The organism is Actibacterium pelagium (assembly GCF_002285415.1).
Classification (GTDB): Bacteria; Pseudomonadota; Alphaproteobacteria; order Rhodobacterales; family Rhodobacteraceae; genus Actibacterium_B; species Actibacterium_B pelagium.
Genome location: NZ_NSBU01000007.1, coordinates 1,113,471 through 1,138,725 on the forward strand (window position 1 = coordinate 1,113,471; position 25,255 = coordinate 1,138,725).

Consider the following 25,255-nt stretch of genomic DNA (forward strand, 5'->3'; position numbering starts at 1 on the left):
CGAAAATTTTTCATAACGGAAACCGGAAGCCGAGAGTGGCGGCTTCCGGTTTTTGTTGCGCCACCTCCTGACCCTCGCTATCTACTCTTTTGGTTTATTGCCAAGCGGCATGCACACTTATTAGTTAGGTCCTTTAGCGGATGATGAGCGTTCTGAGCGATGAAAAATAGTCTTCGGTTCCCTCATTTGACCCGTAGCGGCTTCCTAATGGACCTTCCAAACGATCTGCAAAACGCGTTTCTGGATGCCTGTAAGATACGGACCGTCGAGGCTGGTGAAGAATTTCTGAAGCAGGGAGATATCTGCGACAGGTTGATCATGATTGCCCACGGCGTTGCGCAGTTGACCTATGACCACGAAGAAGGTCTTTCGACACTTATCGGCTTCGACGGTGCCGGGAACATTCTAGGAGAGATGGAAGCACTAGCCGAAGAGCCATTGATCGCAACCTGCTCGGCTTTCAAGCCGTTGGTCCTGCTAGAGCTCTCTAGACCCGAATTGATCAAGTTCATGCAGAACCCAATCTTCATTCGAAATTATTCCCGCGTACAAGTCCGCCGTTTCAGGCGCGACAATGAACTGAAAGCAGCGGATCACTTCTTTTCAGTAGATCAGAAGCTATGCAGTCACCTGCTGAACCTTTCGGTTCATACCCAGACGATCGAGCAAAGTCAGGCCGCTCTGGCCAACGCCATTGGTTGCACACGGCAAACAATCAACAAAGAGCTGAACACCCTCAAGAACGCCGGGATCATAGAGATCAGAAAGGGCGGCTTGAATATTCTTCAGCGCGACAGGCTGGCAGAGCGACTGCCCTAACCGCCCCAAACAAAAAGGCCGCCCATTGGGCGGCCGATTTGATTTCGATGTGTCGAAAACTTATTCGTCTTCCAGCGCCTCAACGGCCTTCTGCAGATCGTCTTTCGAGACTTCTTTCTCGGAAACCTCAGCCAGTTCGAAGATGAAGTCTACGACTTTGTCTTCGAAGATCGGCGCGCGCAGCTGCTGCTGCATCTGCTGGTTCTGCTGAACGAATTCGAAGAACTGGCGTTCCTGACCCGGGTACTGACGTGCCTGGTTCATGATAGCCTGAGTGAATTCAGCGTCCGAAACCTCGATTTCGTTTTTGCGGCCCAGCTCTGCCAGCAGCAGGCCAAGGCGCACGCGACGCTCACCAAGTTTGGCGTGCTCTTCGGTCGCTTCGATCTCACCGTGGTTGTGATCGTGCACGTCCGGGTTTTCCTCGTGCCACAGCTGGTGCGCAATCTGCTTGGCTTCAGCTTCAACAAGGCTCGGCGGCAGCTCGAAGGACACTTTTGCGTCCAGCGCGTCCAGCAGGCCACGCTTCATGACTGCGCGCGACGCACCGGAATATTCCGATTCCAGACGCTCGGCGACCTGACCCTTCAGGGCTTCCAGATCTTCAGCACCGAATTTCTTCGCCAGCTCGTCGTTCAGCTCTGCCGCGACCGCGCCTTTAACGGCTTTGACGGTGCAATCAAACACAGCGTCTTTGCCGGCCAGGTTTTCTGCGCCGTACTCTTCCGGGAACTTAACCTCTACGGCTTTCTCGTCACCGGCTTTCAGTCCGATCAGCTGGTCTTCGAAACCCGGGATGAAAGAGTTCGAACCCAGAACCAGCGGATAGTCTTCTGCAGAACCGCCGTCGAACAGTTCGCCGTCAACTTTGCCTGCGAAGTCGATCACAACCTGATCGCCCTCTTCCGCAGCACCGTCTTTGTCTTCGAACTCTTGCGCGGTCTCGGCCAGCGACTTCAGAGCTTCGTCAACGTCTGCGTCATCGGCTTTGACAACCAGTTTCTCAAGCGAGATGTCTTTGAATTCAACGTCCGGGATCTCAGGCAGCGCTTCATAGGACATCTCGACGGTCACATCGTCACCCTCTTTCCAGTCCTCGTTGGTCATTTTGACCTCGGGCTGAAGCGCCGGACGATCGCCCGAATCCTCGAAATGCTTCTGCATGGCACCGTCGATGGTTTCCTGCATTGCTTCGCCCATAACGCGCGGGCCGAACTGCTTTTTCAGCAGCGCCATTGGCACTTTGCCTTTGCGGAAGCCTTTCATTTCGATCTCGGGCTGCGCTTCGGTCAGCTTTGCGTTGACCGCGGCGTCCAGCTCGGCGCCTTCGATAGTGATCTGATAAGCGCGCTTCAGACCTTCGTTCAGGGTCTCGGTGACCTGCATGTCTCGTCGTCCTCTTTCAACCTTTGGTGCGGGTGGAGGGACTTGAACCCCCACGCCTTGCGGCGCCAGAACCTAAATCTGGTGCGTCTACCAATTTCGCCACACCCGCTTAACCACAAAGGCAGCCCGTGCGGGCCGCCCCTTGGAATTTCGCAGCCTTCTAGCAAAGCTTGAAACGGGATGCGAGAGGAAAATCACGTTTTTCGTGCGAAGCTAAAGCCCCAGCTTACGAAAGACGGCGGGCAACATTTCCGGCAGGTCCTCGGCGATCAGGCCGGGGCCGAACTCCAGCGCGCATTCCACGTGCAGCCAAGCGCCAGTCTCTGCCGCCTGCATCGGGCTGAAACCGCGGGCGAGCAGCCCCGTTATGAACCCCGCCAAAACGTCCCCGGATCCCGCGGTCGCCAACCAAGGCGCAGCGCGTTCATAGTGTGCTGAGTTGACGCTGCATCGCCCGTCCGGCGCGGCAATCACCGTATCCGGCCCCTTGAACAGAACCATGCACCCTGCCCGCTTCGCCGCCTCGCGCGTTGCATCGACCTTGGAATAGGCTTGGCCTTTGGTGGGTACAGCATTCAGTTTCTCGGCAATATCCGGAAACAGCCGCGCAAACTCCCCGGAATGCGGTGTCAGCACACAGTTCTTATGCAACGCTTCAAACAACGCCGAGTGGCGAGAGATCAACGTCAACGCGTCCGCATCCAGAACCGTCGCGCGTTTGGCCTCCAAAGCCACGCCGATCATCGCCGCCTTATCCTCGGTCAGCCCCATCCCGGGTCCAAGGCACAGAGCGTTGATGCGTTGGTCCTGAAGGGTTTCGCCAAGGGCGCGCGCATCGTCGACTTCGCGCAGCATGATGGCCGTGAGTTGGGCAGCATTTTCAGCAAGCGCATCGCTTGGGCTTGCAACTGTCACAAGGCCAGCCCCCACACGCAAGGCCGCGCGGGCCGCAAGTCGGGCAGCGCCTGTTCGCGCGCGACCTCCGGAACAAACTAAAGAGTGACCATTTCGAAATTTATTGGAACCAACCCACTTATCCATCCTGCAGGGTTTTGCGGACCTCACGATATCAGCGCTTAGGGCTTCGGCCTTTGACCTGCTGCTGGCTAAGTCTTCAAGGCCGATGCTGGCAACGACTTTCTTGCCCGAAGCCAGTGGTCCATCAGAAATTCGATGCCCAAGCTTCGCGCAATGGAAACTGACAGTAAGGTCTGCTGAAAAATAAGAGCCGAGCGGCTTCCCGCTGTCTGAACAAATTCCCGACGGTATATCTACAGCGACGCGCCTGACACCAAACTGGCAGAGGTCTTCCACGGAACGAAGGAAAGACCCAAGTTGGCCTTCGACCGACCTTACCAGACCCGTCCCAAACAATGCATCAACGAACAGGTCGGGCGGGTGGAGGTTGGGATTAGAATTGCCGACGAGCATCGAAACGCTTCCTAGCTTGCACCAACGATCATAGTTGGTCCTCGCATCCGGTGGCAGCTTCTCGGCGTCCCCATACAATAACACCTCTACTTCCCAGCCCCGCTCTTTCAGAAGCCGCGCGATAACGAATCCGTCCCCGCCGTTATTCCCCGGCCCACACAGGACCACGGCGCGTTTAGGGGCCTCGGCCAGCTCTGGCCATTCTTCGAAAATCGCCTCGACAACGCCCTTCCCGGCGCGCTCCATCAGTTCTAGCCCGGTGACCTCGCCTGACTCGATTGCGGCCTGTTCGATGCTGCGCATTTGGGCAGATGTCAGAAGTTCAGCCATCTCTAAAACTCACAAAGTTTTCAAACTGCCCAATTTTGTGGCAATCCGCACAAATCTTAACCGACACCGCGTGAATCCCCCTCGCCATGCCCTGCCCCTTACCTTAGTCAATTGTTCCCGGTTCGGGAAAGTGGTCTCACACCTCTCACAAGGATTTCAAAGGGAGTCGACTGCCGTGAAAAAGATCGAGGCGATCATCAAGCCTTTCAAACTCGATGAAGTGAAGGAAGCCCTTCAGGACGTAGGCGTTCAAGGCCTGAGCGTAATTGAAGTGAAAGGCTTCGGCCGCCAAAAAGGCCACACCGAGCTTTATCGTGGCGCGGAATATGTCGTCGACTTTCTTCCCAAGGTGAAAATCGAAGTTGTGCTGGCGGACGACCAAGTCGACAGCGCAGTGGAAGCCATCATCGAAGCTGCCAAGACCGACAAGATCGGCGACGGCAAAATTTTCGTGTCGCCTGTTGAACAGGCGATCCGCATTCGTACCGGCGAAGCCGGCGAAGACGCACTTTAATCACCGCCTAGCGGTACGACTAAGACCAAAGAGAGGAATTAGGTCACATGAGCAAAGAGACTGTTCTCAAGACCATCGCGGACGAGGAAATCGATTACGTCGATATCCGCTTCACCGACCCCCGCGGCAAGCTGCAGCACGTTACTGTAATGGCGGATCAGGTTGACGAAGACTTCCTGGACGAAGGCTTCATGTTCGACGGTTCGTCGATCGCGGGCTGGAAGTCGATTGACGAATCCGACATGAAACTGATGCCCGACACCAACTCGGCCTACATCGACCCGTTCTACGCAGAAAAGACCCTGTGTCTGCACTGCTCGGTTGTTGAGCCCGACACCGGCGAGCCTTACTCGCGCGACCCGCGCGGCACCGCCGAAAAAGCCGAAGCTTACCTGATTGCTTCGGGTATCGGCGACCAGTCGTTCTGGGGTCCGGAAGCTGAATTCTTCCTGTTTGACGACGTTCGTTTCTCGGTTGAGATGAACAAAGTGTCTTACGAAGTTGACGCACAAGACGCTTCTTGGAACTCGGACACCGAGTACGAAATGGGCAACATGGGCCACCGCCCGGGCATCAAAGGCGGCTACTTCCCGGTCAACCCGATCGACGACGCACAAGACCTGCGTTCGGAAATGCTGTCGACCATGAAGCGCATCGGCATGAAAGTTGACAAGCACCACCACGAGGTTGCGTCCTGTCAGCACGAGCTGGGCCTGATCTTCGGCACCCTGACCCATCAGGCGGACGAGCTGCAGAAGTACAAGTACATCATCCACAACGTTGCGCACGCATACGGCAAATCGGCGACCTTCATGCCGAAGCCGATCGCTGGCGACAACGGCACCGGTATGCACGTCAACATGTCGATCTGGAAAGAGGGCAAGCCCCTTTTCGCAGGCGACAAATACGCTGACCTGTCGGACGAAGCTCTGTGGTTCATCGGCGGCATCCTGAAGCACGCCAAGACCCTGAACGCCTTCACCAACCCGTCGACCAACTCGTACAAGCGTCTGATCCCGGGCTTCGAGGCACCTGTTCTGCGCGCCTACTCGGCACGTAACCGTTCGGGTTGTGTTCGTATTCCGTGGGCAGAATCGCCGAAAGCCAAGCGCGTTGAAGCTCGTTTCCCCGATCCGGCCGCGAACCCCTACCTGTGCTTCGCAGCCCTGCTGATGGCCGGCCTGGACGGCATCAAGAACAAAATCGACCCGGGCGAAGCTTCGGACAAAGACCTGTACGATCTGCCGCCGGAAGAGCTGGCCGACATCCCGACCGTCTGTGCATCGCTGCGCGAAGCACTGGAGTCGCTGGAAGCCGACAATGACTTCCTGCTGGCCGGTGACGTGTTCACCAAAGACCAGATCGAAGGTTACCTGGAGCTGAAGTGGGAAGAGGTTTACGCCTACGAACACACTCCGCACCCAATGGAATACAAGCTGTACTACAGCTGCTAATTCCTTCCTGGATCCAAGCTTTAAGGCGTCCCTTTGGGGGCGCCTTTTCTATTTTTCGGCGAAATCCTGCTGAAAATACACCTTATCGCCGCTAAGTTTTCTCTAATTTGACCTAAATCTTTCCACATTTTGTTTCACCTTGAGCGTGTCGAAAAAGACCCAAAGGGATTCGTTTAATGTCGATGATGGGAAATGAAGTCAAAGCCACGTTGGTATTCGCCGACCGCCTTGTTGTGGATTTCGCGCGTCTTACCGAAGGCCTGAAACGCCCACTTCGCAACATCGCGATCAAGTTCGATGAGGTAGAGCTGGATCAGGACGAATATGTGCTGTTCGACAGTGACAACCTGACCCTTCGGATCACTCTTGGCCGCCTGCCCATCCTAAAATCCACCCTTGATTTCGCCAAGCGACCGGCCAGCGCCAAGACCGATATCAGCGCGCGGCTTCATGACTATGTTTATTCACTGGAGGTTCGCGCCACCGACGGTCTTCTGGACGAAGCCACCAATGAAACCAAACTGGCCGTCTGCCAGCACGTAGTACAGCACCTCGTGCATTCGATGGATGTCTCGTTGGTGCACTGGCTGCCGACCAACACGCTGTTCACCTCGGAAGAGTTCTCGGACCCGTCCGAGTTGCGCCCCGTAGGACGTATTTCGCGCAGCGGGCACGCCCGCCCCGACGAACGCCTGAAGCCGGTCGAGAAAAAAGCGGCCATCGTCAACGACACGCGCGCCAGCGGGATGTGGTCCGAGGTTTTCCCGACGTTGGAAACACAAGTCGCGGAAGAACCCAAAGTCTCTGCTTTGGCATTCCTGAACAAATGGGCGGACATCTTCGGTGTGACCCCACGCAGCGACGTTGACGTGGTCGAACAAGTGACCGTCTATGTGATGACGATCACCCTGATGGTTCTGGCCTTCCCGGTTGGTTTCGCACTGCTGATTTATAACATCCTACGCGGCGAAAGCCTGCGTACAACGGCCCGCGTGATGGCCCTGAACGGCGCGGTCATGGGTCTTTTGATGAGCGACTTCCTACCCCAGCTTAGCGGGCTCGTCTGACCCCTACCCTTCGATCCGGGCCAGAAGGCCCATGTGATCTGATCCCAACAGCGGTCGTACCTCGACCGCTGTTACTTTCGATGCCCACACATGATCAATAGCCAGCGGCAAAAACCGACCGAAGCGCGGAAAGCTATCGTGCAGCCCCGGCATTGCCTGTACCCCTGCCGCCCTCCTGATCCGGCGCGAGGACGAGGCATAGGGCACCATGTTGAAGTCTCCTCCGATCACAACGGGCTGATCCAGCGCCTTAAGAATTGGTAGCAGGAGAGAGACCTGCCGTGCCTGATTGTGCGGATAGGGCCAGTTCAAATGGACAGACGCGATCCAAACGGGTGTGTCCGGCCCTTGGACCTGCATCGCGACGAAGCCCCAGTTGCAGATCGGTTCCGCCTTGGTTCTAGGCCAGCGGCTTAGAACCGCCATTCCACCCACGCCGCGCTTTTCACCGCACAGATGTTGCGAGGGGAACTCTGACTTCAAGGCCGCAAGAATGGCACGGTTGTCGGGATCCACTTCCTGCAAGGTGATATGCGTGACCCCTGCCGCCCGGATATCGTCGGTCAGGGCCTTGGTGTCAGGCATCCGGAACGACATGTTCTTCTGATAGACCAAAATGCCTGTTTCCGAAGTGTCAGAGGGTTTGGCGAACGCGGGCATCACCAGCGACGGCCAAACCGTCAAGCCGCAACCAATCGCGATAATGGCCCCAAGTGCCCCCGAGCGACGCGCCCCCAAGCCCCAGACGATCATCGCCAGAAGGACCACGACGACTGCGATCTGGCCGCGAAACACCGCCAGACTGTCACCCACAGGATGCAGTGCCCCGCCGAAACTGGCGGCAAGCCCCAGCACGCCCAAAACCAAAACCGCCCGCATCACACCTTTGCCATTCCTGTAACGACTGCTCACCATCATGTGACGTGCCTGTAGCCAAGCTTGCAAGCCTTCTCCGCAACACCCACAGTTTTGGGCAGAAATACTCTGGAAAAGTGAATGCGACCTGAAAAACTGACCTTCCCCGGCCACTCTGGCCTGCCGCTGGCGGCCCGCATGGACAGGCCCGAGGGGCCAACACTGGCCACCGCGATCTTTGCCCACTGCTTCACCTGCGGCAAGGATATCGCCGCCGCGCGCCGTATCTCACAGCGCCTTGCGGCAATGGGCATCGCGGTGCTGCGGTTTGATTTCACCGGGCTGGGCCATTCGAAGGGAGAGTTTCAGAACACAAGTTTCACCACCAATGTGCAGGACATTCAGGCGGCTGCCGCCCATCTGGCCGAGATCGGACAGGCACCCAGCTTGCTAATCGGCCACTCGTTCGGCGGTGCTGCGGTATTGAAAGCAGCGATAGGGATACCCTCGATCAAGGCGCTGGTAACCCTTGCCGCCCCCGCCGATCCCGGACATGTGGTTCACAACTTCGCGCACGCGAAAGAAGATTTGGCCGAGAAAGGCCTAGCCGAAGTGAGGCTTGGTAACCGCCCGTTCCTCATTTCACAGGACTTCGTTGATGACGTTGGCTCCACCGATCTGACAGAAGCCATCAGCAAGTTGAACGCCGCTCTTCTGGTGCTGCACGCACCGCTGGATGACACCGTGTCGATCGACAACGCGGCCCAGATTTTTCAGGCCGCGAAACACCCCAAAAGCTTTGTCACTTTGGACGACGCAGACCATCTGATCACCGCGCCGTCGGATGCGGAATACGCGGCAGATGTCATCTCTGCCTGGGTGTCGCGATACGTCGATCTGGCGCCACCCCCACCGCCACCCGGCGCGCCCGAGGGAATTGTGCGCGTGTCCGAGGCCGACCCGGATGGCTTTCTTCAGGATGTTCAGAACGGCCCGTGGCACCATATTCTGGCCGACGAACCCCGGGCCTACGGCGGCACCAACCGCGGCCTGTCCCCTTATGGCTTTCTGGCCGCGGGTCTTGGCGCCTGTACGTCGATGACGGTCCGGATGTATGCGCGCCGCAAGGGCTGGCCGCTGAGCGGTATCCATGTCGAGGTCAACCATGACAAGGTCCACGCGCAAGATGCGGAACAGCGGGGCGATATCAAGATCGACCGCTTCATTCGGGTCATCCATTTGGAAGGTGACCTAACCCAAGATCAGCGCGCCCGCCTTCTTGAAATCGCGGACAAGTGTCCGGTTCACCAAACCCTTGAAGGAAACTCAGAGGTTTTGACCGAACTTGCAGATTAGGTTTTCAATGGTGTTGCACCCGTTTCCATCCGGGTGATTTTGCCGTTATCGAGCGTGTGAACTTCGATCACGGCCTCTCGTGTACCGTCGGAATAGTCATTCACGGAATGCACGACAAGGATGTCATCGTTTTCATAGAGGCAGCGCATATCGCCCATTCTATTGCGTTCATCAGCCAGCATTCTTTGCATCATGGATGCAATCTCTGCTCGATTCATCGAAGTCCCGTTTTGATGGCTTACAAAGACACAATCCTCAGCCATCATCGCGTTATACGCTTCTGCATCTCTTGTCTCGGCAGCGGCCTTCATTTTCTGAAATAGCGGCATTTCCCCCTCCTGAATTAATTCGAGTTATCGCGCCTAAGCCCGCTGAACCGGCGCCATTTGTCGCAATGATACACCCAAACCCCGAGTCGGACCGAATCCAGCACCCCAGCCACCTTGCCGCCTTGGCCTGATGGGGCTATGAAGCGCGCGACTTACCTGCAAAACAAAGGTTTCTGCCGATGATCCCTCGCTATGCCCGCCCCGATATGGTTGCCAACTGGTCCCCCGAGACCAAGTTCAAAATCTGGTACGAGATCGAGGCGCACGCCTGCGACGCCCAAGCCGATCTGGGTGTGATCCCGCGCGAAAACGCTGAAGCGGTGTGGAAAGCCAAAGACGTGGAATTCGACGTCGCCCGCATCGACGAAATCGAAGCTGTCACCAAGCATGACGTCATCGCCTTCCTGACCCATTTGGCCGAACACGTCGGCAGCGAAGAAGCCCGTTTTGTCCATCAGGGCATGACCTCTTCCGACGTTCTGGACACCACGCTGAACGTCCAACTGGTGCGTGCCGCCGACATCCTGCTGGAAGGTATGGATCGTGTATTGGCCGCCCTGAAGACCCGCGCGATGGAGCATAAGAACACCGTCCGCGTCGGCCGCTCGCACGGTATCCACGCAGAGCCCACCACCATGGGCCTGACCTTCGCGCGTTTCTACGCCGAGATGGACCGCAACAAGACCCGCCTGCAGCAAGCCCGCGAAGAAGTCGCCACCGGCGCGATCTCGGGCGCGGTTGGCACCTTCGCCAACATCGACCCCGCCGTGGAAGAGCACGTCTGCGAAATGCTGGGCCTGCGCCCCGAGCCGATCAGCACGCAGGTTATCCCGCGTGACCGTCACGCCATGTTCTTCGCCGTACTGGGTGTGATTGCCTCTTCGATCGAGAACATCGCGGTCGAAATCCGCCACATGCAGCGCACCGAGGTTCTGGAAGGCGCGGAGTTTTTCTCGATGGGCCAGAAGGGCTCTTCGGCGATGCCGCACAAGAAGAACCCGGTTCTGACCGAGAACCTGACCGGTCTGGCCCGTCTGGTGCGCATGACCGTGATCCCGGCGATGGAAAACGTTGCCCTGTGGCACGAGCGCGATATCTCACACTCTTCGGTCGAGCGCGGCATCGGTCCCGACGCGACCATCACGCTGGACTTTGCCCTGCACCGTCTGGCTGGCGTCGTCGAAAAGATGCTGATCTTCCCCCAGAACATGCTGGACAACATGAACAAGTTCCCCGGCCTGGTCATGTCGCAGCGCGTTCTGCTGGCCCTGACCCAAGCGGGCGTCTCGCGTGAGGACTCTTACGCCATGGTTCAGCGCAACGCCCTGAAGGTCTGGGAAGAGCGTGTTGATTTCCGTGAACAACTGCTGGCCGATGCCGAAGTTGTCGCCGCTTTGGGCGAAGACGGCATCAACGAGAAGTTCAACATGGATTACCACACCAAACACGTTGACACGATCTTCAAGCGCGTCTTTGGCGAGTAACAGATCCGGGGATTTTCGCTGGCCTGACTGGCCAAACGGAAATCCACGAATTTTCGTGGAAATTATGATAAACTCCCGTTCAGCAAACGAACGGGAACTATTTTTATGACGATCAAAGTCTGTGTTGCTGGTGCTGTTCTGACCTTGCTGCCAGCCTTCGCGATGGCCTGCCCTGCCCCTGGCCACGAGAAGCATGCAATCAGCTGTGCCCAAGGTCTGGTGCTGGACGAAGACACTGGCCGCTGCGTCGCCAAGTCAACCAGCTAACGCGCCCAAGTCAGTTCACGATTGTTTTAACCTGCTGTTTCTGGGCCAGCAGGCCGTTTGCGCTAGTGTCTAAAACACCGGTGTTTCGGAGATTGCTATGCTCAGACCTTTGATGATTGCCGCGTTTTGCCTTCCAACCGCTGTCTATGCCGTTGGGGGTGATGATGATGCACCACCCAAGCCCACCCAAACCACAACCGAATGCGCCAAGGGCACAATTTGGGATTCGGAAAAGAAAGAGTGCGTCACCATCAAGGAAAGCGCGCTGGACGATGACACTCTCTATCGCGCGGTCCGGGAATTGGCCTACGCCGGTGATTATGACAGCGCCACGCTGGTTTTGGATGCAATGCGATGGCAGCAGTCGGACCGGGTGATGACCTATCGTGGCTTCCTTGCCCGCAAGCAAGGCGATGCCGATACCGCGCAAATGTATTATTCTGCGGCGTTGGAACTGAACCCTGACAACCTGTTGGCCCGCGCCTATATGGGCATGGGGCTGGTCGAAGCCGGTGACATGGCCGCTGCCCGCGCGCAACTGGCCCAGATACACGCCCGTGGCGGGGCGGGAGGCTGGCCTGAACGGGCGTTGAATGCCGCCCTGACTGGCGGAAAGACCTACAACTACTAACGTTGCGACGGATCGCTTGTGATTACGGTGTGCGGGCAGTATTCCTGTCCGAAACCGGCCTATCGGGCCTTGCCATTGAAAGGGCCTCATGGCCGCGTCATCGCCAAGCGAAAACACTTTCGGAAACTGGATATCTGACCGCGTTGCCCGCGGGTTGATCCGGCTTGCGCTAAGCATTCCTTATGAGATGCGCGTACGGCTTTTTGGCAAGCTTATGCGCTATGTGATTGCGCCCATTGCCGGGTACCGAAAGCGAGCGCTGGCCAATCTGGACCTGATCTATCCCGATATGATAAAGGCCGAGAAACTGCGCATCGCCAATGCTGCCTGCGATAATGCCGGGCGATCCCTGATCGAGAACTACTCGGCCAAAGAGTTCATAGAACGCATGAAGAGCGTGGAAGTCAGCGGCCCAGGTCTGGATCACTTGCGCCGTGCTCAAGAAGCTAATCAGCCGGTCCTTTTGGTCTCGGGCCATTTCGGAAATTACGAGTCGGTCCGCGCGGCCCTTATGTTGGGTGGGTTCGAGGTTGGCTGCCTCTATCGTCCGATGCGGAACCCCTATTTCAACAAGCACTACGTTAATACCTTGGAACACATGGGCGGACCCGCCTTTCCACAGGGCAAACGGGGCATGATGGGGCTGGTAAAACACCTTAAGTCAGGCGGCATTTTGGCGATGCTGAATGACCTCCACAAGGGACGAGGCGCCAGACTGACATTCATGGGGAAACCGGCAAAAACCGCGACGACAGGCGCAGAAATGGCGTTGAAATACAACGCGCTGGTCATCCCGTTTTATGGCACGCGACTAGAGAACGGTCTGGACTTCAAAGTCGAACTGGAAGAGCCGATCCCCGCCACTGATGCCGAAACCATGACTCAGGCCATGAACGACAACCTGCAGGCCCGGGTCGAAAAGTCACCTGAACAATGGTTCTGGATTCACCGTCGCTGGAAAGATAAGGGCAAAAAGGCCCTGTCGAACTAACGCAGGGCCACTGCCCCTAGGATCACGCGGCTTTTGGCCTCTTGCAAGATCAGAGCGGTCGGTTGGTTGCCCGAAGTGGACACACGGACGCTAAGGTCATTGGCACCACGCCAGCGCGCGATCTCTTCCCAATGATTGACCACATTGCTGTAGGACAAGGTCCGCCCCGCGTTCTCTCCGCGCTTGATGCTGACGGTTTGGCTAGCGCTGTAGGTCACAAGCTGCAGAACCATGTCCCCGTAGTTGCGGTCGACAGCAGCAGCGGTCACGCTAATCTTGCCGCCCCGGCGCGTGGCCCGAAGGTCGACAGGATAGGGTTTACGAGCGTGGGCGTTGATTAACTCTGACAGTTCCATTGCCTTTGGGCCGATCACTGAATCCGTGCCACCAATCATGAACTGCGGTGTGAAAACAGACCGGTTGCCGAAGGCGCGGGCATAGGTTTTCTGGCGCTTCGTATAGGCGGGGTCGGCGAAAGAATCCTTCCAGCCGATATAGTCCCAGTAATCCACATGCAGCGCCAAAGCGATCACATCATCACGCTTCGCCAGTTGATGCATCATCTCGTCCGCCGGCGGGCAAGATGAACAGCCCTGCGAGGTAAACAACTCGACCACGACAGGCTTGGACTGCGCAAACAGCGGGGCCGAAAGGGCCAGCCAGATCAACATGGCAATTCGAATTACAGAGTGCATGTGATCTCCTTAACTTTGCATCCCCGGACATTGTTAAAGCCTGCCCGATCAACAGGCCAATCAACGTTTCGGGAGCATCTTGTCATAACTTGTTATGCCAGCGCAGGACCCTTTCAGGAAACATAAAAATGGGCGCCACGGTATCCCGTAGCGCCCATCCGAATGTCTTTGAAAGCCGTTCGACTTAGAAGTGAACCGATCGCGTGGTGCCCGGAATTTCCTGCGGCGGTGCGAACTTGGTCAGGTCGATGCCCTCGACAGCGATCTTGTACTCTTCCAGGGTCGGCGTACGGCCAAGGATGGCAGACAGAACAACAACCGGGGTCGAGCCAAGCAGCGATTCACCTTTTTTGTCCGGTGCGTCGCCAACAACACGGCCTTGGAACAGGCGGGTCGAAGTCGCCAGAACGGTGTCACCCTTCGCGGCTTTTTCCTGGTTACCCATGCAAAGGTTACAACCCGGACGCTCAAGATACAGGATGTTCTCATACTCGGTACGTGCTTTGGTTTTCGGCGCGGTGTCGTCGAATTCGAAGCCAGAGTATTTCTCCAGAACTTCCCAGTCGCCCTCTTCCTTCAGCTCATCAATGATGTTGTAGGTCGGAGCCGCGACAACCAGCGGTGCCTTGAATTCGACCTTTCCGTGGGCCTTTTCCAAGTTCTTCAGCATCTGTGCCACGATCTTGATGTCACCCTTGTGCACCATGCACGAACCAACGAAGCCCAGGTCCACTTTCTTCTCGGCCTTGTAGTACGAGATCGGGCGGATGGTGTCGTGGGTGTAGCGCTTGGAGACGTCAGCGTTGTTGACATCGGGGTCAGCGATCATCGGCTCGTCGATGATGTCCAGATCAACCACAACTTCGGCGAAGTACTTGGCGTCTGCATCCGGGGTCAGAGCAGGCTTTTCACCCGACTTGATCTCGGCGATACGCTTGTCAGCCTTGTCGATCAGGCGCTGCAGCATGCCGTTTTCATGCTCCATACCTTTGTCGATCATGATCTGGATGCGGCTCTTGGCCAGTTCCAGAGAGCCGATCAGGGTCTCATCATTAGAGATACAGATCGAGGCTTTCGCCTTCATCTCTGCGGTCCAGTCGGTGAAGGTAAAGGCTTGGTCGGCCAGCAGGGTGCCGATGTGAACTTCGATCACGCGGCCCTGGAAGACGTTGTCGCCATGCTGTTGCAGCATCTGCTGCTGCGTGGCGTGCACGACATCACGGAAGTCCATGTGGTCCTGCATCTTGCCTTTGAAGGTCACCTTGACAGATTCCGGGATCGGCATCGAGGCTTCACCAGTTGCCAGCGCCAGCGCCACGGTGCCCGAGTCCGCACCAAAGGCGACGCCTTTGGACATACGGGTGTGGCTGTCGCCGCCGATGATGATGTCCCAATCCGACACGGTGATGTCGTTCAGAACCTTGTGAATAACGTCCGTCATCGAGTGATAGACGCCTTTCGGGTCACGACCGGTGACCAGACCGAAGCCGTTCATGAACTTCATCAGTTTGGGGGTGTTGGCTTGTGCCTTCAGGTCCCAAACAGACGCGGTGTGACAACCCGACTGGTAGGCACCGTCAACGGCCGGCGACAGAACGGTTGCCGCCATGGCTTCCAGTTCCTGCACAGTCATCGGACCGGTGGTATCCTGCGAACCAACAACGTTGACCTTCACGCGCACGTCGGAACCGGCGTGCAGAGTTTTGCCTTCGGCAACACCCACGGCGTTGTTGTTGAAGATCTTTTCAACTGCGGTCAGGCCTTGGCCTTCGTGCGAAACTTCTTTCGAAGGCGCAAAGACGGCCGGGGCTTCGATGCCCAGAGTTTCCGCCGCGAATGTCTGCAGTTTCTTACCAAAGACGATGGCGTAGGACCCACCGGCCTTCATGAACTCCATCTTCTGCGGAGTGAAGGAAGACGCCATATCCACCAGCTCTTCGTCGCCGGCGTCGTTGTACAGCTTCTTCTTCTTGGTGTTGATGGTCAGAACGGTACCGGTTTCGACCGAGTACTTTTCTTCCAGGATCGGGTCGCCATCGTTGTTCAGGATCACGTTGCCATCTGCATCGACCTTTTTGACCCAGTTCTTCAGGTCCACACCGATACCGCCGGTCACGCCAACGGTGGTTAGGAAGATCGGCGAGATGCCGTTGGTGCCCGCAACGACCGGTGCATAGTTCACGAAGGGAACGTAAGGCGAAGCCGGCTTACCGGTCCACAGTGCCACGTTGTTCACGCCCGACATACGGGACGAACCAACGCCCATGGTGCCTTTTTCAGCGATCAGCATGACGCGCGCATCAGGATGCTGGATCTTCAGCGCTTCGATTTCTTTCTGAGCCTCTTCCGAGATCATGCACTTACCGTGCAGTTCACGGTCCGCGCGCGAGTGCGCCTCGGCGCCCGGCGACAGAAGGTCGGTCGAGATATCACCTTCAGCGGCGATATAGGTGACGACTTTGATTTCTTCGTCGACCTCAGGCAGCTTGGTGAAGAACTCTGCGGCGGCATAGCTTTCCAGCAGATCTTTCGCGACTGCGTTTCCTGCCTCGTAGGCGGCAGCAAGACGGTCAGTGTCAGCTTCGTACAGGAAGACCTGAGTCTTCAGAACGTCAGCAGCTTGCGCTGCGATGTCTGCGTTGTCACCCAGAGCCAGATCCAACAGAACGTCAACCGACGGGCCGCCCTTCATGTGCGACAGCAGTTCGAACGCGAAGGTCGGGGTGATCTCTTCTACGGCTTCGTTGCCCAGAATGATCTCTTTCAGGAACTTCGCCTTGACGCCTGCCGCGCTCGTGGTGCCGGGCAGTGTGTTGTAGATGAAGAAGTTCAAAGAGTCCGCGCGGTATTCGTTACCGGCGTCTTTGATCTGTTCAATAAGCTCTGCAACAAGAGCGCCGTCATCGATCGGCTTGGGGTGCAGCCCCTGCTCTTTCCGCGTTTCAATCTCTGCTAGGTAGTCTGTGTACAAGCTCATGACGATCCCTACGATTAAGTGTCAGAATAAGCTTGAGCGCCGGGTCGCGGACTTGGTGCGATCGACGCTCAGGTTCGTTTGTATGCCATTGTATACGAAGCCCTCCGGGCTTGCAAGACGTTAGACAACGGCGAAGCACCTTAGGGGCAAGTTTTTCAGGCTTTCCGCGCGCAATATACCCCGAACGACTGGCAAGGCGAATACCTTTGGCTGCGACACATGCGTCCAGTCCGGGCATTTGGTTTCCTTGCACTTCCGAGTCGTTGATGAAGGTCCCCCGCTTAAAAAGGGAGGCATTAAAATAGCCCACCCCCCTACCCTGCGGCGAAACAGGGTTTGTAAGGCCAAACTCAGCACAGACATCATTGCCGGCGGCTCGGAGCTTGCGATTGCTATCCTGTACAATCTCATTAATCTCAAATGCCATTCTTTTATGTTCATCATTCTGCAAGCTGTTCGACCAATCGAAGATCGGCAGTGCTTAGGTCGCTTCAAGAACGATGTTCGTTTGAGCAGACTGCTCCCCCGAGACAATGGTATGTGTGAATTGGTTCCAACTTATCGAAGGAAGATGTTCAGCGTATGGAAGCTGAAATTAAATTCAGATTTTCAGCCGAACGAACTGACTTTTCGGAATGGCCTCAAACAGAAATCCCAACGTCTAAACCCCGATTTTTGGCGTAGGGCATGAACCGTGGTAAGCTGAAGGGGTTCAAGCTCGAATTGGAATAGACAATGCGCCGATTCTTTCTAGGCGTTTTATTCGCAATGACTTCAACTGCACCCGTCTTCGCAGACCCGGACTTCGGTCCGCGAGAAGACCTGTTTGATTTCAAAGACTATGAGTGGCTCGACACCGGAGCAATGTTTTGCCTTGATGGAGAGTGTGATGATGGCGCGGGACTAAATATTTATTATTTGGTCGCAGATGCTGAAGTATCACGCCTGCAAGTCATAGTTTTATTTGAAGCTGATTCGTTGCTCGATACTGGGACTCGAGGAATCGACGATTGCATGCTGCCGATAGAGTTTTTGAATGGAAGGCTTTACGGTTCTCCTGAAGCCCTTGTTTATACAGCACAGTATATTTCATATCTATCCGATAACCCCTACACATTCATTGCCTTAAATTTCACACCATTGACTAAAGGTCCGAACCGTCATCTCCGTTTCGATTTCGCTCGATTCTGGAACGTATACTGGAACGGATTTACCGCGAGACAAGAAGAGTTACTGCGTCAAATCGAAGATAATAGAGATCTTGCGGTTTTACGCGATAAAGAATGGCCAACTCTTTGGGAAGTCCTGAAAAATCTGGCCGCAAAAAACCTCTCTGAGCTTGATGAAGAACCAGCATACAAACGGTTGGACTTCATTCGTAACACCACGCAGAGCGAACGTGACGCGATCATGGCACGGACGATGACACTTGATGAAAATGACAATCTGGTTGGTTCGTTTAGTCCATCCCAATGCATACCAAACGAAATTTTCGCTGGCATAGAAGAATGAGAGCTATGGCCTTGTCTGTGTTTGCGAGATTAGCAGTCTGCGCTCGGTCGTTATGCCAAAATGGGTCTAAATGATTCAGACGGCACGGAATACCTCTGCGCAGTCGCCCTGCGATCATTAGTATATTTTCAAATAAAGACATCTATGCCCTCACCCCGCGCGTTCTCGAGGGGCAGATCGGTCACCTGATTTGGTGGGGAAGGCCTTACTTCAGCAAGGGACGGATACGTTGATCGAGAATCGGCCGTGTGATCGGTCCTGCGAACCGCAGAAGGACCACTCCGTTCTCGTCGATCACGAAGGTTTCCGGCACACCGTACAGCCCCCAGTTCAAAGCGGTCCGCCCCTGCAGGTCGGCGCCTGACTTCACATAAGGGTCACCCAGTTCGTCCAGGAACCCTTTGGCGTTGGCCGGGTCGTCCTTGTAGTTGATCCCGTAGATCGCAATGCCCTCTTCCGCCAGCGTCATTAGCTGCGGATGCTCGGCACGGCACGGTCCGCACCAACTGGCCCAATAGTTCACCAGTTTGACGCCGGGAGTTTTCAGGTCGGCGTCCGTGACCACCTCGCCTTCGAATTCGGTCAGCGCCAAAGGCGGGGCCTGACGGCCCTCCATCGTAGATGGCAACGCATCGGGATCATCCCGATGCATTCCAAGCAGGAACACAGCAACCAGCCCGGCAAAGATCAAGGGTGGCAGGAAGACAAGGACAGAGATCTTGCGTTTAGCCATCGGATTTTCGTCTTTCCTCGATCTGGGTCAACTGGCGGCGGGCCTTCGCCCCCTGCCAGATACTTAAGCACACCAAACCCGCAAGCAAGACCAGCGAGATAGCGTAAGACGACAGAACGGTTTCAGCGTATTTTCCCAGATCAGGCATCAGTCGAAAATCCTCTCACGGGCCAGAAGCGCCTTGATCCGGCGGGCACGAATTTCTGTGCGGGTTCGCAGCAGGACAAGGGCGAGAAACAGCAGGACAAAGCCTGCAATGGACAGCAGAAGCGGTTGATAAAACACGTCATCCACGTTGGTCTCTTTATCCAGCGACAGGGAAGCGCCCTGATGCAGGCCCTGGTTCCAGAAGTTGACGGCATAGCGGCTGAGAACGGCAAAGACCGACCCCACGATACACAGCACCGAGGTCAGATCGGCCGCTGCATCGCTATCTTCGATAGCGGCCCAAAGCGCCATGTAGCCCAGATAGAACAGAAACAGGATCAGGAAGCTGGTCAGGCGCGGGTCCCATGCCCACCATGTACCCCACATCGGCTGCCCCCACAGCGCGCCCGTAAATAGCGCGATCAGGGTCATGGTTACACCAACCGGCGCGGCCGCCTTCGCGGCCAGTGCGCTGACATGGTGGCGACGGATCAGCCAGATCAGGCTGGCCACCAGCATCATGAACCACGCGTTAATCGCCATAAGCGCCGCTGGAACGTGGATATAGATGATCTTGACGGTCGAGCCCTGACGGAAATCATCCGGCGTGAAGAAGAACCCCCAGATCAGCCCGCCCACAAGGGCCACGGCCGCGCCTACGCTGATGTAGGGCAGCACCTTATCCGTCGTGCGGATGAATTTAACGGGGTTTGCGTATTCCCAGATCGACATTCTTAGCTTCCTGTTTGACGCATTGCTAACACAGGTGTCCCTCAGCGCAAATTGATACGGATTGCCGCAGCCGCCGCAAAGGGCAGAAGCGCCGCACACGCAAGAGTGATCCCGGCCAGCATCATCATCGGCAGACCGGCATCGGCACCATCTGCGCCTCGTTTTACCGCCTCTGCCCCAAAAATAAGCGTTGGGACGTACAGCGGAAGGACCAGCAGCGACAGCAACAATCCGCCGCGTTTCAAGCCAACAGTCAAGGCTGCACCGAATGCGCCAATGACCGACAGGGCCGGCGTGCCAACGGCAAGGCTGGCCAGCATCCAGACATAGGCCGAAGATTCGAGGTTCAGCAGGATGCCAAGGATTGGTGCTGCCAGAACCAGAGGCAAGCCCGTCGTGACCCAATGCGCGAGCGCCTTCATGATCACCACGCCCTCTAGCGGGACCGGTGCGGTGGCCAGAAGATCAAGCGAGCCGTCCTCGTAATCCAGCGCAAAAATCCGGTCGAGCGACAGCAGGCAGGCCAGCAATGACCCAACCCACAGAATGCCCGGCGCGATGGTTTTCAGGATCTCGCTGTTCGGTCCAACCCCGAACGGCACCAACACAGTCACAATCAGAAAGAAGGCCAGCCCAAGGCCAAAGCCCCCGCCTGCCCTTACAGCAAGACGCAGATCGCGGATCAGGATGGCTATCACAGAAACGCCTCGTCAAAGTCCGAGCTTTCCTTGGGCGGCGCGGCTTTGAACTGGGCGACGTCCAATTCCTCTGCCTCGACCCCAAGATCAATATGCGTGGCCATCAGGGCCATGCCGCCACCAGCAAGGTGTTCGCGGATCACATCACCGAACAATGCGACAGAGGCCGTGTCCAAAGACACGGTCGGCTCGTCCAGAACCCAGATCGGGCGCCCGGTGACCAGAAGGCGCGCCAGACCGAGCCGGCGCTTTTGGCCCGCGGACAGGTTTTGCGCGGCACGGTCCGCCAGTTCGGTCAGGTTGAACCGCTCTAGCGCGGCGTCAACATTGTCAGTGCCATAGGTATGGGCCCAGAACATCAGGTTCTCACGCACGGTTAGCGTGGCTTTCAGCCCATCGGCATGGGCCCCATAGGCCATGGTTTCCGTCGAGACCGAAATCTCGCCTTCCAGCGGCTCTTGCAGCCCGCAAAGCGTGCGCAGCAGGGTGGTTTTGCCAATCCCATTTGGCCCACGCAGCAAAAGCGCCTGCCCGGCCTCTAGGGTGAAGCTGACGCCTTCAAGCACTGGCACGCCGCCTCGGGTGACGGCCAGATTGTCGACAGACAGCTTCATTCGCCAACCGTCAACAGTGCTGCGGCGATGCGGCGACCTTCGGAAAGAAGAACGTTATAGGTGCGGGCTGCCGCGGGGCTGGACATGACCTCGACCCCAAGACCCGCCCGTTCCAGCGCCTTGCGCAGATCGGCGGGAATATGAGCGATTTCCTTGCCCATCCCGATGAAGATCACATCGACTTTATCGGCCAGCGCCAGCAAGGCTTCGCGGTCCTCTAGCCCACCCCAAGAGTTCACCCCTGCATGGGTGGCCAGAACAGGCCCTTCTATCACCTCTCCGCCAATGCGGAAGAAGTTGGGGCCGTACCCGTCAAAGGGTTTCACATCGTCAAAGTCGATCTCGTTCAGTCGCATGAGGCGCACCCTAGTGCCAAACGGGAAGGCCCGCAATCGCAGAAGCCGCGACAATAAGATAGGCGATGATGCGGTACATCCGCTCTGTTCCTAGACGAAAGAGTTGCGTGCCCAGAAAGTTCCCTGCCATGGTCGGTATGGCCAACAACACCCCCATCACAAGCGGAACTGCCTCTAGCCGCCCTTGCAGGCCGATCACCACAAAAGCGGTCAGGTCAAACAGGTAAAGGTACAGGAAGATATTGGCGCGGATCACCGAGGCGGGCAGATCGCGCGCCATGTAAAACAAGATGACGGGTGGTCCCGGCAACGCGGCCACACCGCCCAAGAAGCCTCCGGCAGCGCCGGTTGCAACGACGTGATGGCGACGAATGTCTCCGCGATACTGATACCCAAGGACCAAGGCCGCAACCACCAGAAGCGCAATGACAGACACCCCATAGCGGAAGATCTTCGGGTCCAAGGAATAGAGCAACAGAAGAGAGAACGGCAGCACGACCCAAACGCCAACCATCAGGCGAACAAGATCGCGCTTGTGCGCTTGCCGCATCGTTTGCTGAAGAAGCGGAATAGGCCCCAGAAGGTCCATCCCGATCAGCAGGATCAACGCCCAGACAGGTGAAACAAACAAAGCTGCGATAGGAAGGAATATCAGCGCGGTGCCAAAGCCTGAAAAGCCGCGCACCGTGCCCGCGACAAAAGCCGCAAGCGCAATCCAGGCCGCACCGGGATACTCCAGTGCGGCCTGAAGAATATCAGGCATCGACGTCCGCGAACTGCGTGCCAGCCGCGTTCGGATCGGGCCTGGACCAGTCGCGCTTGACGCCCAGCATCAGCAGAACGTTCGACGCCACGAAGACCGACGAATAGGTCCCGATCACGACGCCCAGGATCATCGCAAAGACGAAGCCCCGGATCACATCCCCCCCCAGCACGATCAGCGCAATCAGCGCCAACAGCGTGGTGACAGAGGTCATGACGGTCCGCGAAAGGGTTTCGTTGATCGACAGGTTCAGGACGTCTTTGAGTTCCAACTTCTTATAGCGGCGCAGGTTTTCCCGCACGCGGTCAAACACAACCACGGTGTCGTTCAGCGAGTAACCAACGATGGTCAGCAGCGCCGCGATAATCGCCAGATCGAACTTGATCTGCAGCAGGCTGAAGATACCGATGGTCAGGACAATATCGTGCACCAGCGCCGCCACGGCCCCGACCGAGAACTGCCATTCGAACCGCAGCCAGATATAGACCAGAACGGTGAAAATCGCGGCGACAACCGCCAGAACAGCGGTTTGGATCAATTCGCCCGAAACCTTTGGCCCGACCGAGGTGACCTCTTGGAAGTCAACCGATGGGTCCACGGTTTGCAAAGCGGATTTGACTGCATTCACAGTCTCACCAGCAACGCTTTCATCGCCTTGCTGCGCTTCGATCCGAATCTGGGTGACGTTCTGGTCCGGCTTGGTGGGGTCAAACACCTCGGTGATCGAGATATCGCCCAGCCCAAGCGGCGACAGCGCGTCGCGATAGGCACCAACGTCCACCGATTGCTCGGCCGAGGTCCGGATGGTCGTACCACCGCGGAAGTCGATACCAAAGTTCAGCCCCATCACGAAGAACAGGATGACCGAGGCCACCATGGCAAGCATCGAGGCGCCAAAGGTCACCTTCGACAGTTTAAAGAAATCCCAGCTGGTTTCTTCAGGAACAAGTTTCAATCGCATGATCAGGCTCCTCACACTTCCAGCGTTTTCGGGCGGGCGCGTTCAAGCCACAGCACGATAATCAGTCGGGTCACAAAGATGGCCGTAAAGACCGATGTGATGATCCCAAACATCAGCGTCCAGGCAAAGCCCTGAACCGGTCCAGAGCCCATAACCAGCAGGATCACGGCAGTGATCAGTGTGGTGATGTTCGCGTCGATAATGGCGCTAAGGGCTTTTTCATAACCCAGCTCAATCGACCGGGCTGGGCCGCGACCGGCCTTCAGCTCTTCACGGATCCGTTCAAAGATCAGCACGTTCGCGTCCACTGCCATACCGATGGTCAGGACGATACCGGCGATACCCGGCAGCGTCAGCGTGACACCGATTGACGACAGCAGGCCAAAGATCAGGCCTACGTTCACGATCAGCGCGATGTTCGCGGCAATACCGAACAGGCCATAGCTAAGCCCCATGAAGATCAGAACCGCTGCAAACGCGACGATACAGGCGATCTTACCGGCTTCGATACTGTCGGCACCCAGCTCTGGGCCAATGGTGCGTTCCTCAAGGAAGGTCAGCTCTGCTGGCAGCGCACCTGCGCGCAGCAGAACGGCCAGCTCTGTGCTTTCTTCAACCGAGAAGTTCCCGGTGATGATACCAGAACCGCCCGGAATATGGTCTTGGATGACCGGGGCCGAGATGACCTCTTCATCCAGCACAATCGCGAATGGCGAGCCGATGTTCTCAGCCGTATAATCCCCGAACTTCCGCGCACCAGAGACGTTGAACTGGAAGCTGACCGCAGGACGTCCGTTTTGGTCGAAAGACGGCTGCGCGTTGGTCAGGTCTTCACCGGTAACAACCGGGGTCCGCTCTAGGATGTAGAAGACCCCCTCGTCATCCAGAGACGGCAGCAGAACGTTACGTGCCCCGGGGTTCACGGTGTCGTCGCCCGTGCGCGAGACGACCGGGTTAAAGGTCAGCTGCGCGGTGGTGCCGATCAGCGCCTTCAGCTCTTCGGCAGAGCCCAAGCCCGGCACCTGAATCAGGATGCGGTCCGAACCCTGACGCTGAATCGTCGGTTCACGGGTGCCAACCTCATCCACGCGGCGGCGGATGATTTCCAGCGACTGGCGAATGGTGCGTTCATCAGTGGCCAGCTTTTCCGCCTCTGACAGGACAACGATCAACTCGTCGCCATCCGCACTGACTTCGATGTCATTCTCACCAACGCCAGACAGGCTGACAATCGGACGCGCAAGCGCCCGAACGGCGGTCAGTGCCGATTGCATGCCCTCGGGCTGCGAAATCCGCACACGCAACTCATCCAGCGCCGAATCCTGACGGCGAATGGTACCGATGGTATCACGCTCTGCCCGTAGGGCATCGCGAACCTCGGGCCACATGGCGTCAATCCGTGCCTCATAAACGTCTTCCACCTGCACCTCTGCCAGCAGGTGCGCCCCGCCGCGAAGGTCCAGACCAAGGTTCACAAGGCTAGAGGGCATCCAGCCCGGCCATGCCCCTTTGGATGCCACAAGCTCTGGTGTTTCGCCCAAAGCTTCGATTTTGGCGACAGCGTCATTATGCCCTTCCACGCGCGTGTAAAACGCGTTGGGCAAGGCGAATAGCAGACCAAGGGCGCAGGCGCCCCAGATCATGATCCGCTTCCAAAGGGGGATATTCAGCATGTTTGGGTCTTACGCTTTTTCTGCCGGTTCGGTTTTGTTCAGAACAGTGGCGATGGTGGACTGAACCACGCGGACTTTGACGCCATCGGCCAGCTCGACCTCGACCTCGTCCTCATCCTTTACCTTGACGACTTTGCCGATCAGACCACCTGCGGTCACAACCTGATCGCCACGACGCAGGGCTTCGACCATCGCGCGGTGCTCTTTCATCTTCTTCTGCTGCGGACGGATCAGCAGGAAGTACATGATGGCAAAGATCAGGATCAGCGGCAGGAATTGCGCGATCGGGTTGGCGGCGCCGCCGGCGGCCTGTGCATATGCAGGAGTGGCAAACATAGTTTCGTTCCCTTGTTATTCGAGACCTCTGCGGCCCCTTGTAAATTGGCGGGCACCCTATCGGCGGCCCGATAGGTTGGCAAGGCGATTAGAGGGCATATGGGGTGCGGATTTGGGCTGACAAGCATCCATCGCTCACAGAGC

Annotated in this window: 26 protein-coding genes and 1 tRNA gene; 10 read left to right on the forward strand and 17 right to left on the reverse strand. The window is 57.0% G+C overall.

From position 1 onward, the window contains the following. The first annotated feature begins 207 nt into the window (after window positions 1-207). Window positions 208-819, forward strand: coding sequence for a Crp/Fnr family transcriptional regulator (locus tag CLM58_RS14410; RefSeq protein ID WP_158221917.1), 612 nt, complete (start codon window positions 208-210; stop codon window positions 817-819). A gap of 60 nt (window positions 820-879) precedes the next feature. Here the strand turns inward: CLM58_RS14410 and tig are convergent, their stop codons facing one another. The 3 genes from tig to CLM58_RS14425 form a co-directional block, all read right to left on the reverse strand. Further along, window positions 880-2,205, reverse strand: a complete 1,326-nt coding sequence (gene tig, locus CLM58_RS14415) for a trigger factor (protein ID WP_095596575.1) — start codon at window positions 2,203-2,205, stop codon at window positions 880-882. A 24-nt stretch (window positions 2,206-2,229) separates the two neighbouring features. After that, a tRNA-Leu gene (locus tag CLM58_RS14420) sits at window positions 2,230-2,314 on the reverse strand. Window positions 2,315-2,418: 104 nt separating this feature from the next. Beyond that, on the reverse strand, window positions 2,419-3,966 hold the full coding sequence (locus CLM58_RS14425; protein ID WP_095596576.1) for an NAD(P)H-hydrate dehydratase: 1,548 nt from the start codon (window positions 3,964-3,966) through the stop codon (window positions 2,419-2,421). Window positions 3,967-4,141: 175 nt separating this feature from the next. Between CLM58_RS14425 and CLM58_RS14430 the strand changes: the two genes are divergently transcribed. The 3 genes from CLM58_RS14430 (at window position 4,142) to CLM58_RS14440 (ending at window position 7,001) form a co-directional block, all read left to right on the forward strand. After that, entirely contained in the window at window positions 4,142-4,480 is a 339-nt protein-coding gene (locus tag CLM58_RS14430) for a P-II family nitrogen regulator (protein ID WP_095596577.1), read from the forward strand. Window positions 4,481-4,527: 47 nt separating this feature from the next. Continuing rightward, window positions 4,528-5,934 carry a type I glutamate--ammonia ligase gene (gene glnA, locus CLM58_RS14435; protein ID WP_095596578.1) on the forward strand — a complete coding sequence of 469 codons (1,407 nt, stop codon included), beginning with the start codon at window positions 4,528-4,530 and terminating at the stop codon, window positions 5,932-5,934. 182 nt (window positions 5,935-6,116) lie between these two features. Then, entirely contained in the window at window positions 6,117-7,001 is an 885-nt protein-coding gene (locus tag CLM58_RS14440) for a hypothetical protein (protein ID WP_158221918.1), read from the forward strand. 3 nt (window positions 7,002-7,004) lie between these two features. On the opposite strand, the gene CLM58_RS14445 is transcribed toward CLM58_RS14440, so the two are convergent. Then, complete coding sequence (locus CLM58_RS14445) at window positions 7,005-7,880, reverse strand: endonuclease/exonuclease/phosphatase family protein (protein WP_158221919.1); 876 nt, start codon at window positions 7,878-7,880, stop codon at window positions 7,005-7,007. A 117-nt stretch (window positions 7,881-7,997) separates the two neighbouring features. Here CLM58_RS14445 and CLM58_RS14450 point away from each other — a divergent pair, with 117 nt between their 5' ends. After that, a complete protein-coding gene (locus CLM58_RS14450; protein ID WP_095596581.1) occupies window positions 7,998-9,212 on the forward strand; it encodes a bifunctional alpha/beta hydrolase/OsmC family protein in 1,215 nt (404 codons plus the stop codon). On the opposite strand, the gene CLM58_RS14455 is transcribed toward CLM58_RS14450, so the two are convergent. After that, window positions 9,209-9,541, reverse strand: coding sequence for a nuclear transport factor 2 family protein (locus CLM58_RS14455; protein WP_095596582.1), 333 nt, complete (start codon window positions 9,539-9,541; stop codon window positions 9,209-9,211). The two genes, CLM58_RS14450 and CLM58_RS14455, sit on opposite strands and share 4 nt — an antisense overlap. A 179-nt stretch (window positions 9,542-9,720) precedes the next feature. Here CLM58_RS14455 and purB point away from each other — a divergent pair, with 179 nt between their 5' ends. The 4 genes from purB to CLM58_RS14470 all read left to right on the forward strand — a co-directional run bounded on the left by purB (window position 9,721) and on the right by CLM58_RS14470 (window position 12,914). Next, window positions 9,721-11,025, forward strand: coding sequence for an adenylosuccinate lyase (gene purB / locus CLM58_RS14460; protein ID WP_095596583.1), 1,305 nt, complete (start codon window positions 9,721-9,723; stop codon window positions 11,023-11,025). A gap of 105 nt (window positions 11,026-11,130) precedes the next feature. Next, window positions 11,131-11,292: a hypothetical protein gene (locus tag CLM58_RS17285; RefSeq protein WP_188720400.1), complete on the forward strand. Its 162-nt coding sequence runs from the start codon at window positions 11,131-11,133 to the stop codon at window positions 11,290-11,292. A gap of 97 nt (window positions 11,293-11,389) precedes the next feature. Beyond that, on the forward strand, window positions 11,390-11,923 hold the full coding sequence (locus tag CLM58_RS14465; protein ID WP_095596584.1) for a tetratricopeptide repeat protein: 534 nt from the start codon (window positions 11,390-11,392) through the stop codon (window positions 11,921-11,923). Window positions 11,924-12,011: 88 nt separating this feature from the next. Then, window positions 12,012-12,914, forward strand: coding sequence for a lysophospholipid acyltransferase family protein (locus CLM58_RS14470; protein WP_095596585.1), 903 nt, complete (start codon window positions 12,012-12,014; stop codon window positions 12,912-12,914). Here CLM58_RS14470 and CLM58_RS14475 read toward each other — a convergent pair. After that, window positions 12,911-13,609 (reverse strand): DUF1223 domain-containing protein, encoded by a 699-nt coding sequence (locus CLM58_RS14475; protein WP_095596586.1) that lies wholly within the window; start codon window positions 13,607-13,609, stop codon window positions 12,911-12,913. The genes CLM58_RS14470 and CLM58_RS14475 overlap by 4 nt on opposite strands. Window positions 13,610-13,793: 184 nt before the next feature. Further along, window positions 13,794-16,586 (reverse strand): bifunctional aconitate hydratase 2/2-methylisocitrate dehydratase, encoded by a 2,793-nt coding sequence (locus CLM58_RS14480; RefSeq protein ID WP_095596587.1) that lies wholly within the window; start codon window positions 16,584-16,586, stop codon window positions 13,794-13,796. Between the two features lie 735 nt (window positions 16,587-17,321). Between CLM58_RS14480 and CLM58_RS14490 the strand changes: the two genes are divergently transcribed. Then, the gene (locus CLM58_RS14490; RefSeq protein ID WP_095596589.1) at window positions 17,322-18,098 is read left to right on the forward strand and encodes a hypothetical protein; all 777 of its coding nucleotides are present in this window, start codon (window positions 17,322-17,324) and stop codon (window positions 18,096-18,098) included. Between the two features lie 205 nt (window positions 18,099-18,303). Here the strand turns inward: CLM58_RS14490 and CLM58_RS14495 are convergent, their stop codons facing one another. From CLM58_RS14495 to yajC, 10 genes are read right to left on the reverse strand one after another with little or no spacing between them, the layout of a single operon-like run. After that, on the reverse strand, window positions 18,304-18,831 hold the full coding sequence (locus tag CLM58_RS14495; RefSeq protein WP_095596590.1) for a DsbE family thiol:disulfide interchange protein: 528 nt from the start codon (window positions 18,829-18,831) through the stop codon (window positions 18,304-18,306). Beyond that, entirely contained in the window at window positions 18,824-18,982 is a 159-nt protein-coding gene (gene ccmD, locus CLM58_RS14500) for a heme exporter protein CcmD (protein WP_188720461.1), read from the reverse strand. Before ccmD ends, CLM58_RS14495 begins: the two co-directional genes overlap by 8 nt. Beyond that, window positions 18,979-19,710, reverse strand: coding sequence for a heme ABC transporter permease (locus tag CLM58_RS14505; protein ID WP_095596592.1), 732 nt, complete (start codon window positions 19,708-19,710; stop codon window positions 18,979-18,981). Before CLM58_RS14505 ends, ccmD begins: the two co-directional genes overlap by 4 nt. A gap of 41 nt (window positions 19,711-19,751) precedes the next feature. Continuing rightward, complete coding sequence (gene ccmB / locus CLM58_RS14510) at window positions 19,752-20,408, reverse strand: heme exporter protein CcmB (protein ID WP_095596593.1); 657 nt, start codon at window positions 20,406-20,408, stop codon at window positions 19,752-19,754. Next, entirely contained in the window at window positions 20,405-21,022 is a 618-nt protein-coding gene (gene ccmA, locus CLM58_RS14515; RefSeq protein ID WP_095596594.1) for a heme ABC exporter ATP-binding protein CcmA, read from the reverse strand. The genes ccmB and ccmA overlap by 4 nt, the downstream gene beginning before the upstream one ends. Further along, window positions 21,019-21,378 (reverse strand): Mth938-like domain-containing protein, encoded by a 360-nt coding sequence (locus CLM58_RS14520; RefSeq protein ID WP_095596595.1) that lies wholly within the window; start codon window positions 21,376-21,378, stop codon window positions 21,019-21,021. The genes ccmA and CLM58_RS14520 overlap by 4 nt, the downstream gene beginning before the upstream one ends. A 10-nt stretch (window positions 21,379-21,388) precedes the next feature. Continuing rightward, window positions 21,389-22,141, reverse strand: coding sequence for a sulfite exporter TauE/SafE family protein (locus CLM58_RS14525; RefSeq protein ID WP_095596596.1), 753 nt, complete (start codon window positions 22,139-22,141; stop codon window positions 21,389-21,391). After that, window positions 22,134-23,102: a protein translocase subunit SecF gene (gene secF, locus CLM58_RS14530; RefSeq protein ID WP_095596597.1), complete on the reverse strand. Its 969-nt coding sequence runs from the start codon at window positions 23,100-23,102 to the stop codon at window positions 22,134-22,136. The genes CLM58_RS14525 and secF overlap by 8 nt, the downstream gene beginning before the upstream one ends. 11 nt (window positions 23,103-23,113) lie before the next feature. After that, window positions 23,114-24,775: a protein translocase subunit SecD gene (gene secD / locus CLM58_RS14535; RefSeq protein WP_095596598.1), complete on the reverse strand. Its 1,662-nt coding sequence runs from the start codon at window positions 24,773-24,775 to the stop codon at window positions 23,114-23,116. 9 nt (window positions 24,776-24,784) lie between these two features. Then, on the reverse strand, window positions 24,785-25,111 hold the full coding sequence (yajC, locus tag CLM58_RS14540; protein ID WP_095596599.1) for a preprotein translocase subunit YajC: 327 nt from the start codon (window positions 25,109-25,111) through the stop codon (window positions 24,785-24,787). Between the last annotated feature and the right edge of the window lie 144 nt (window positions 25,112-25,255).

What these genes read in the sequence shown, in the direction of transcription:
- CLM58_RS14410 (WP_158221917.1), top strand. Translation starts at nt 208, where the DNA reads ATGGACCTTCCAAACGATCTGCAAAACGCGTTTCTGGATGCCTGTAAG.
- tig (WP_095596575.1), bottom strand. Translation starts at nt 2,205, where the DNA reads ATGCAGGTCACCGAGACCCTGAACGAAGGTCTGAAGCGCGCTTATCAG.
- CLM58_RS14425 (WP_095596576.1), bottom strand. Translation starts at nt 3,966, where the DNA reads ATGGCTGAACTTCTGACATCTGCCCAAATGCGCAGCATCGAACAGGCC.
- glnA (WP_095596578.1), top strand. Translation starts at nt 4,528, where the DNA reads ATGAGCAAAGAGACTGTTCTCAAGACCATCGCGGACGAGGAAATCGAT.
- CLM58_RS14440 (WP_158221918.1), top strand. Translation starts at nt 6,117, where the DNA reads ATGATGGGAAATGAAGTCAAAGCCACGTTGGTATTCGCCGACCGCCTT.
- CLM58_RS14445 (WP_158221919.1), bottom strand. Translation starts at nt 7,880, where the DNA reads ATGCGGGCGGTTTTGGTTTTGGGCGTGCTGGGGCTTGCCGCCAGTTTC.
- CLM58_RS14450 (WP_095596581.1), top strand. Translation starts at nt 7,998, where the DNA reads ATGCGACCTGAAAAACTGACCTTCCCCGGCCACTCTGGCCTGCCGCTG.
- CLM58_RS14455 (WP_095596582.1), bottom strand. Translation starts at nt 9,541, where the DNA reads ATGCCGCTATTTCAGAAAATGAAGGCCGCTGCCGAGACAAGAGATGCA.
- purB (WP_095596583.1), top strand. Translation starts at nt 9,721, where the DNA reads ATGATCCCTCGCTATGCCCGCCCCGATATGGTTGCCAACTGGTCCCCC.
- CLM58_RS17285 (WP_188720400.1), top strand. Translation starts at nt 11,131, where the DNA reads ATGACGATCAAAGTCTGTGTTGCTGGTGCTGTTCTGACCTTGCTGCCA.
- CLM58_RS14465 (WP_095596584.1), top strand. Translation starts at nt 11,390, where the DNA reads ATGCTCAGACCTTTGATGATTGCCGCGTTTTGCCTTCCAACCGCTGTC.
- CLM58_RS14470 (WP_095596585.1), top strand. Translation starts at nt 12,012, where the DNA reads ATGGCCGCGTCATCGCCAAGCGAAAACACTTTCGGAAACTGGATATCT.
- CLM58_RS14475 (WP_095596586.1), bottom strand. Translation starts at nt 13,609, where the DNA reads ATGCACTCTGTAATTCGAATTGCCATGTTGATCTGGCTGGCCCTTTCG.
- CLM58_RS14480 (WP_095596587.1), bottom strand. Translation starts at nt 16,586, where the DNA reads ATGAGCTTGTACACAGACTACCTAGCAGAGATTGAAACGCGGAAAGAG.
- CLM58_RS14490 (WP_095596589.1), top strand. Translation starts at nt 17,322, where the DNA reads ATGCGCCGATTCTTTCTAGGCGTTTTATTCGCAATGACTTCAACTGCA.
- CLM58_RS14495 (WP_095596590.1), bottom strand. Translation starts at nt 18,831, where the DNA reads ATGGCTAAACGCAAGATCTCTGTCCTTGTCTTCCTGCCACCCTTGATC.
- CLM58_RS14505 (WP_095596592.1), bottom strand. Translation starts at nt 19,710, where the DNA reads ATGTCGATCTGGGAATACGCAAACCCCGTTAAATTCATCCGCACGACG.
- ccmA (WP_095596594.1), bottom strand. Translation starts at nt 21,022, where the DNA reads ATGAAGCTGTCTGTCGACAATCTGGCCGTCACCCGAGGCGGCGTGCCA.
- CLM58_RS14520 (WP_095596595.1), bottom strand. Translation starts at nt 21,378, where the DNA reads ATGCGACTGAACGAGATCGACTTTGACGATGTGAAACCCTTTGACGGG.
- CLM58_RS14525 (WP_095596596.1), bottom strand. Translation starts at nt 22,141, where the DNA reads ATGCCTGATATTCTTCAGGCCGCACTGGAGTATCCCGGTGCGGCCTGG.
- secF (WP_095596597.1), bottom strand. Translation starts at nt 23,102, where the DNA reads ATGCGATTGAAACTTGTTCCTGAAGAAACCAGCTGGGATTTCTTTAAA.
- secD (WP_095596598.1), bottom strand. Translation starts at nt 24,775, where the DNA reads ATGCTGAATATCCCCCTTTGGAAGCGGATCATGATCTGGGGCGCCTGC.
- yajC (WP_095596599.1), bottom strand. Translation starts at nt 25,111, where the DNA reads ATGTTTGCCACTCCTGCATATGCACAGGCCGCCGGCGGCGCCGCCAAC.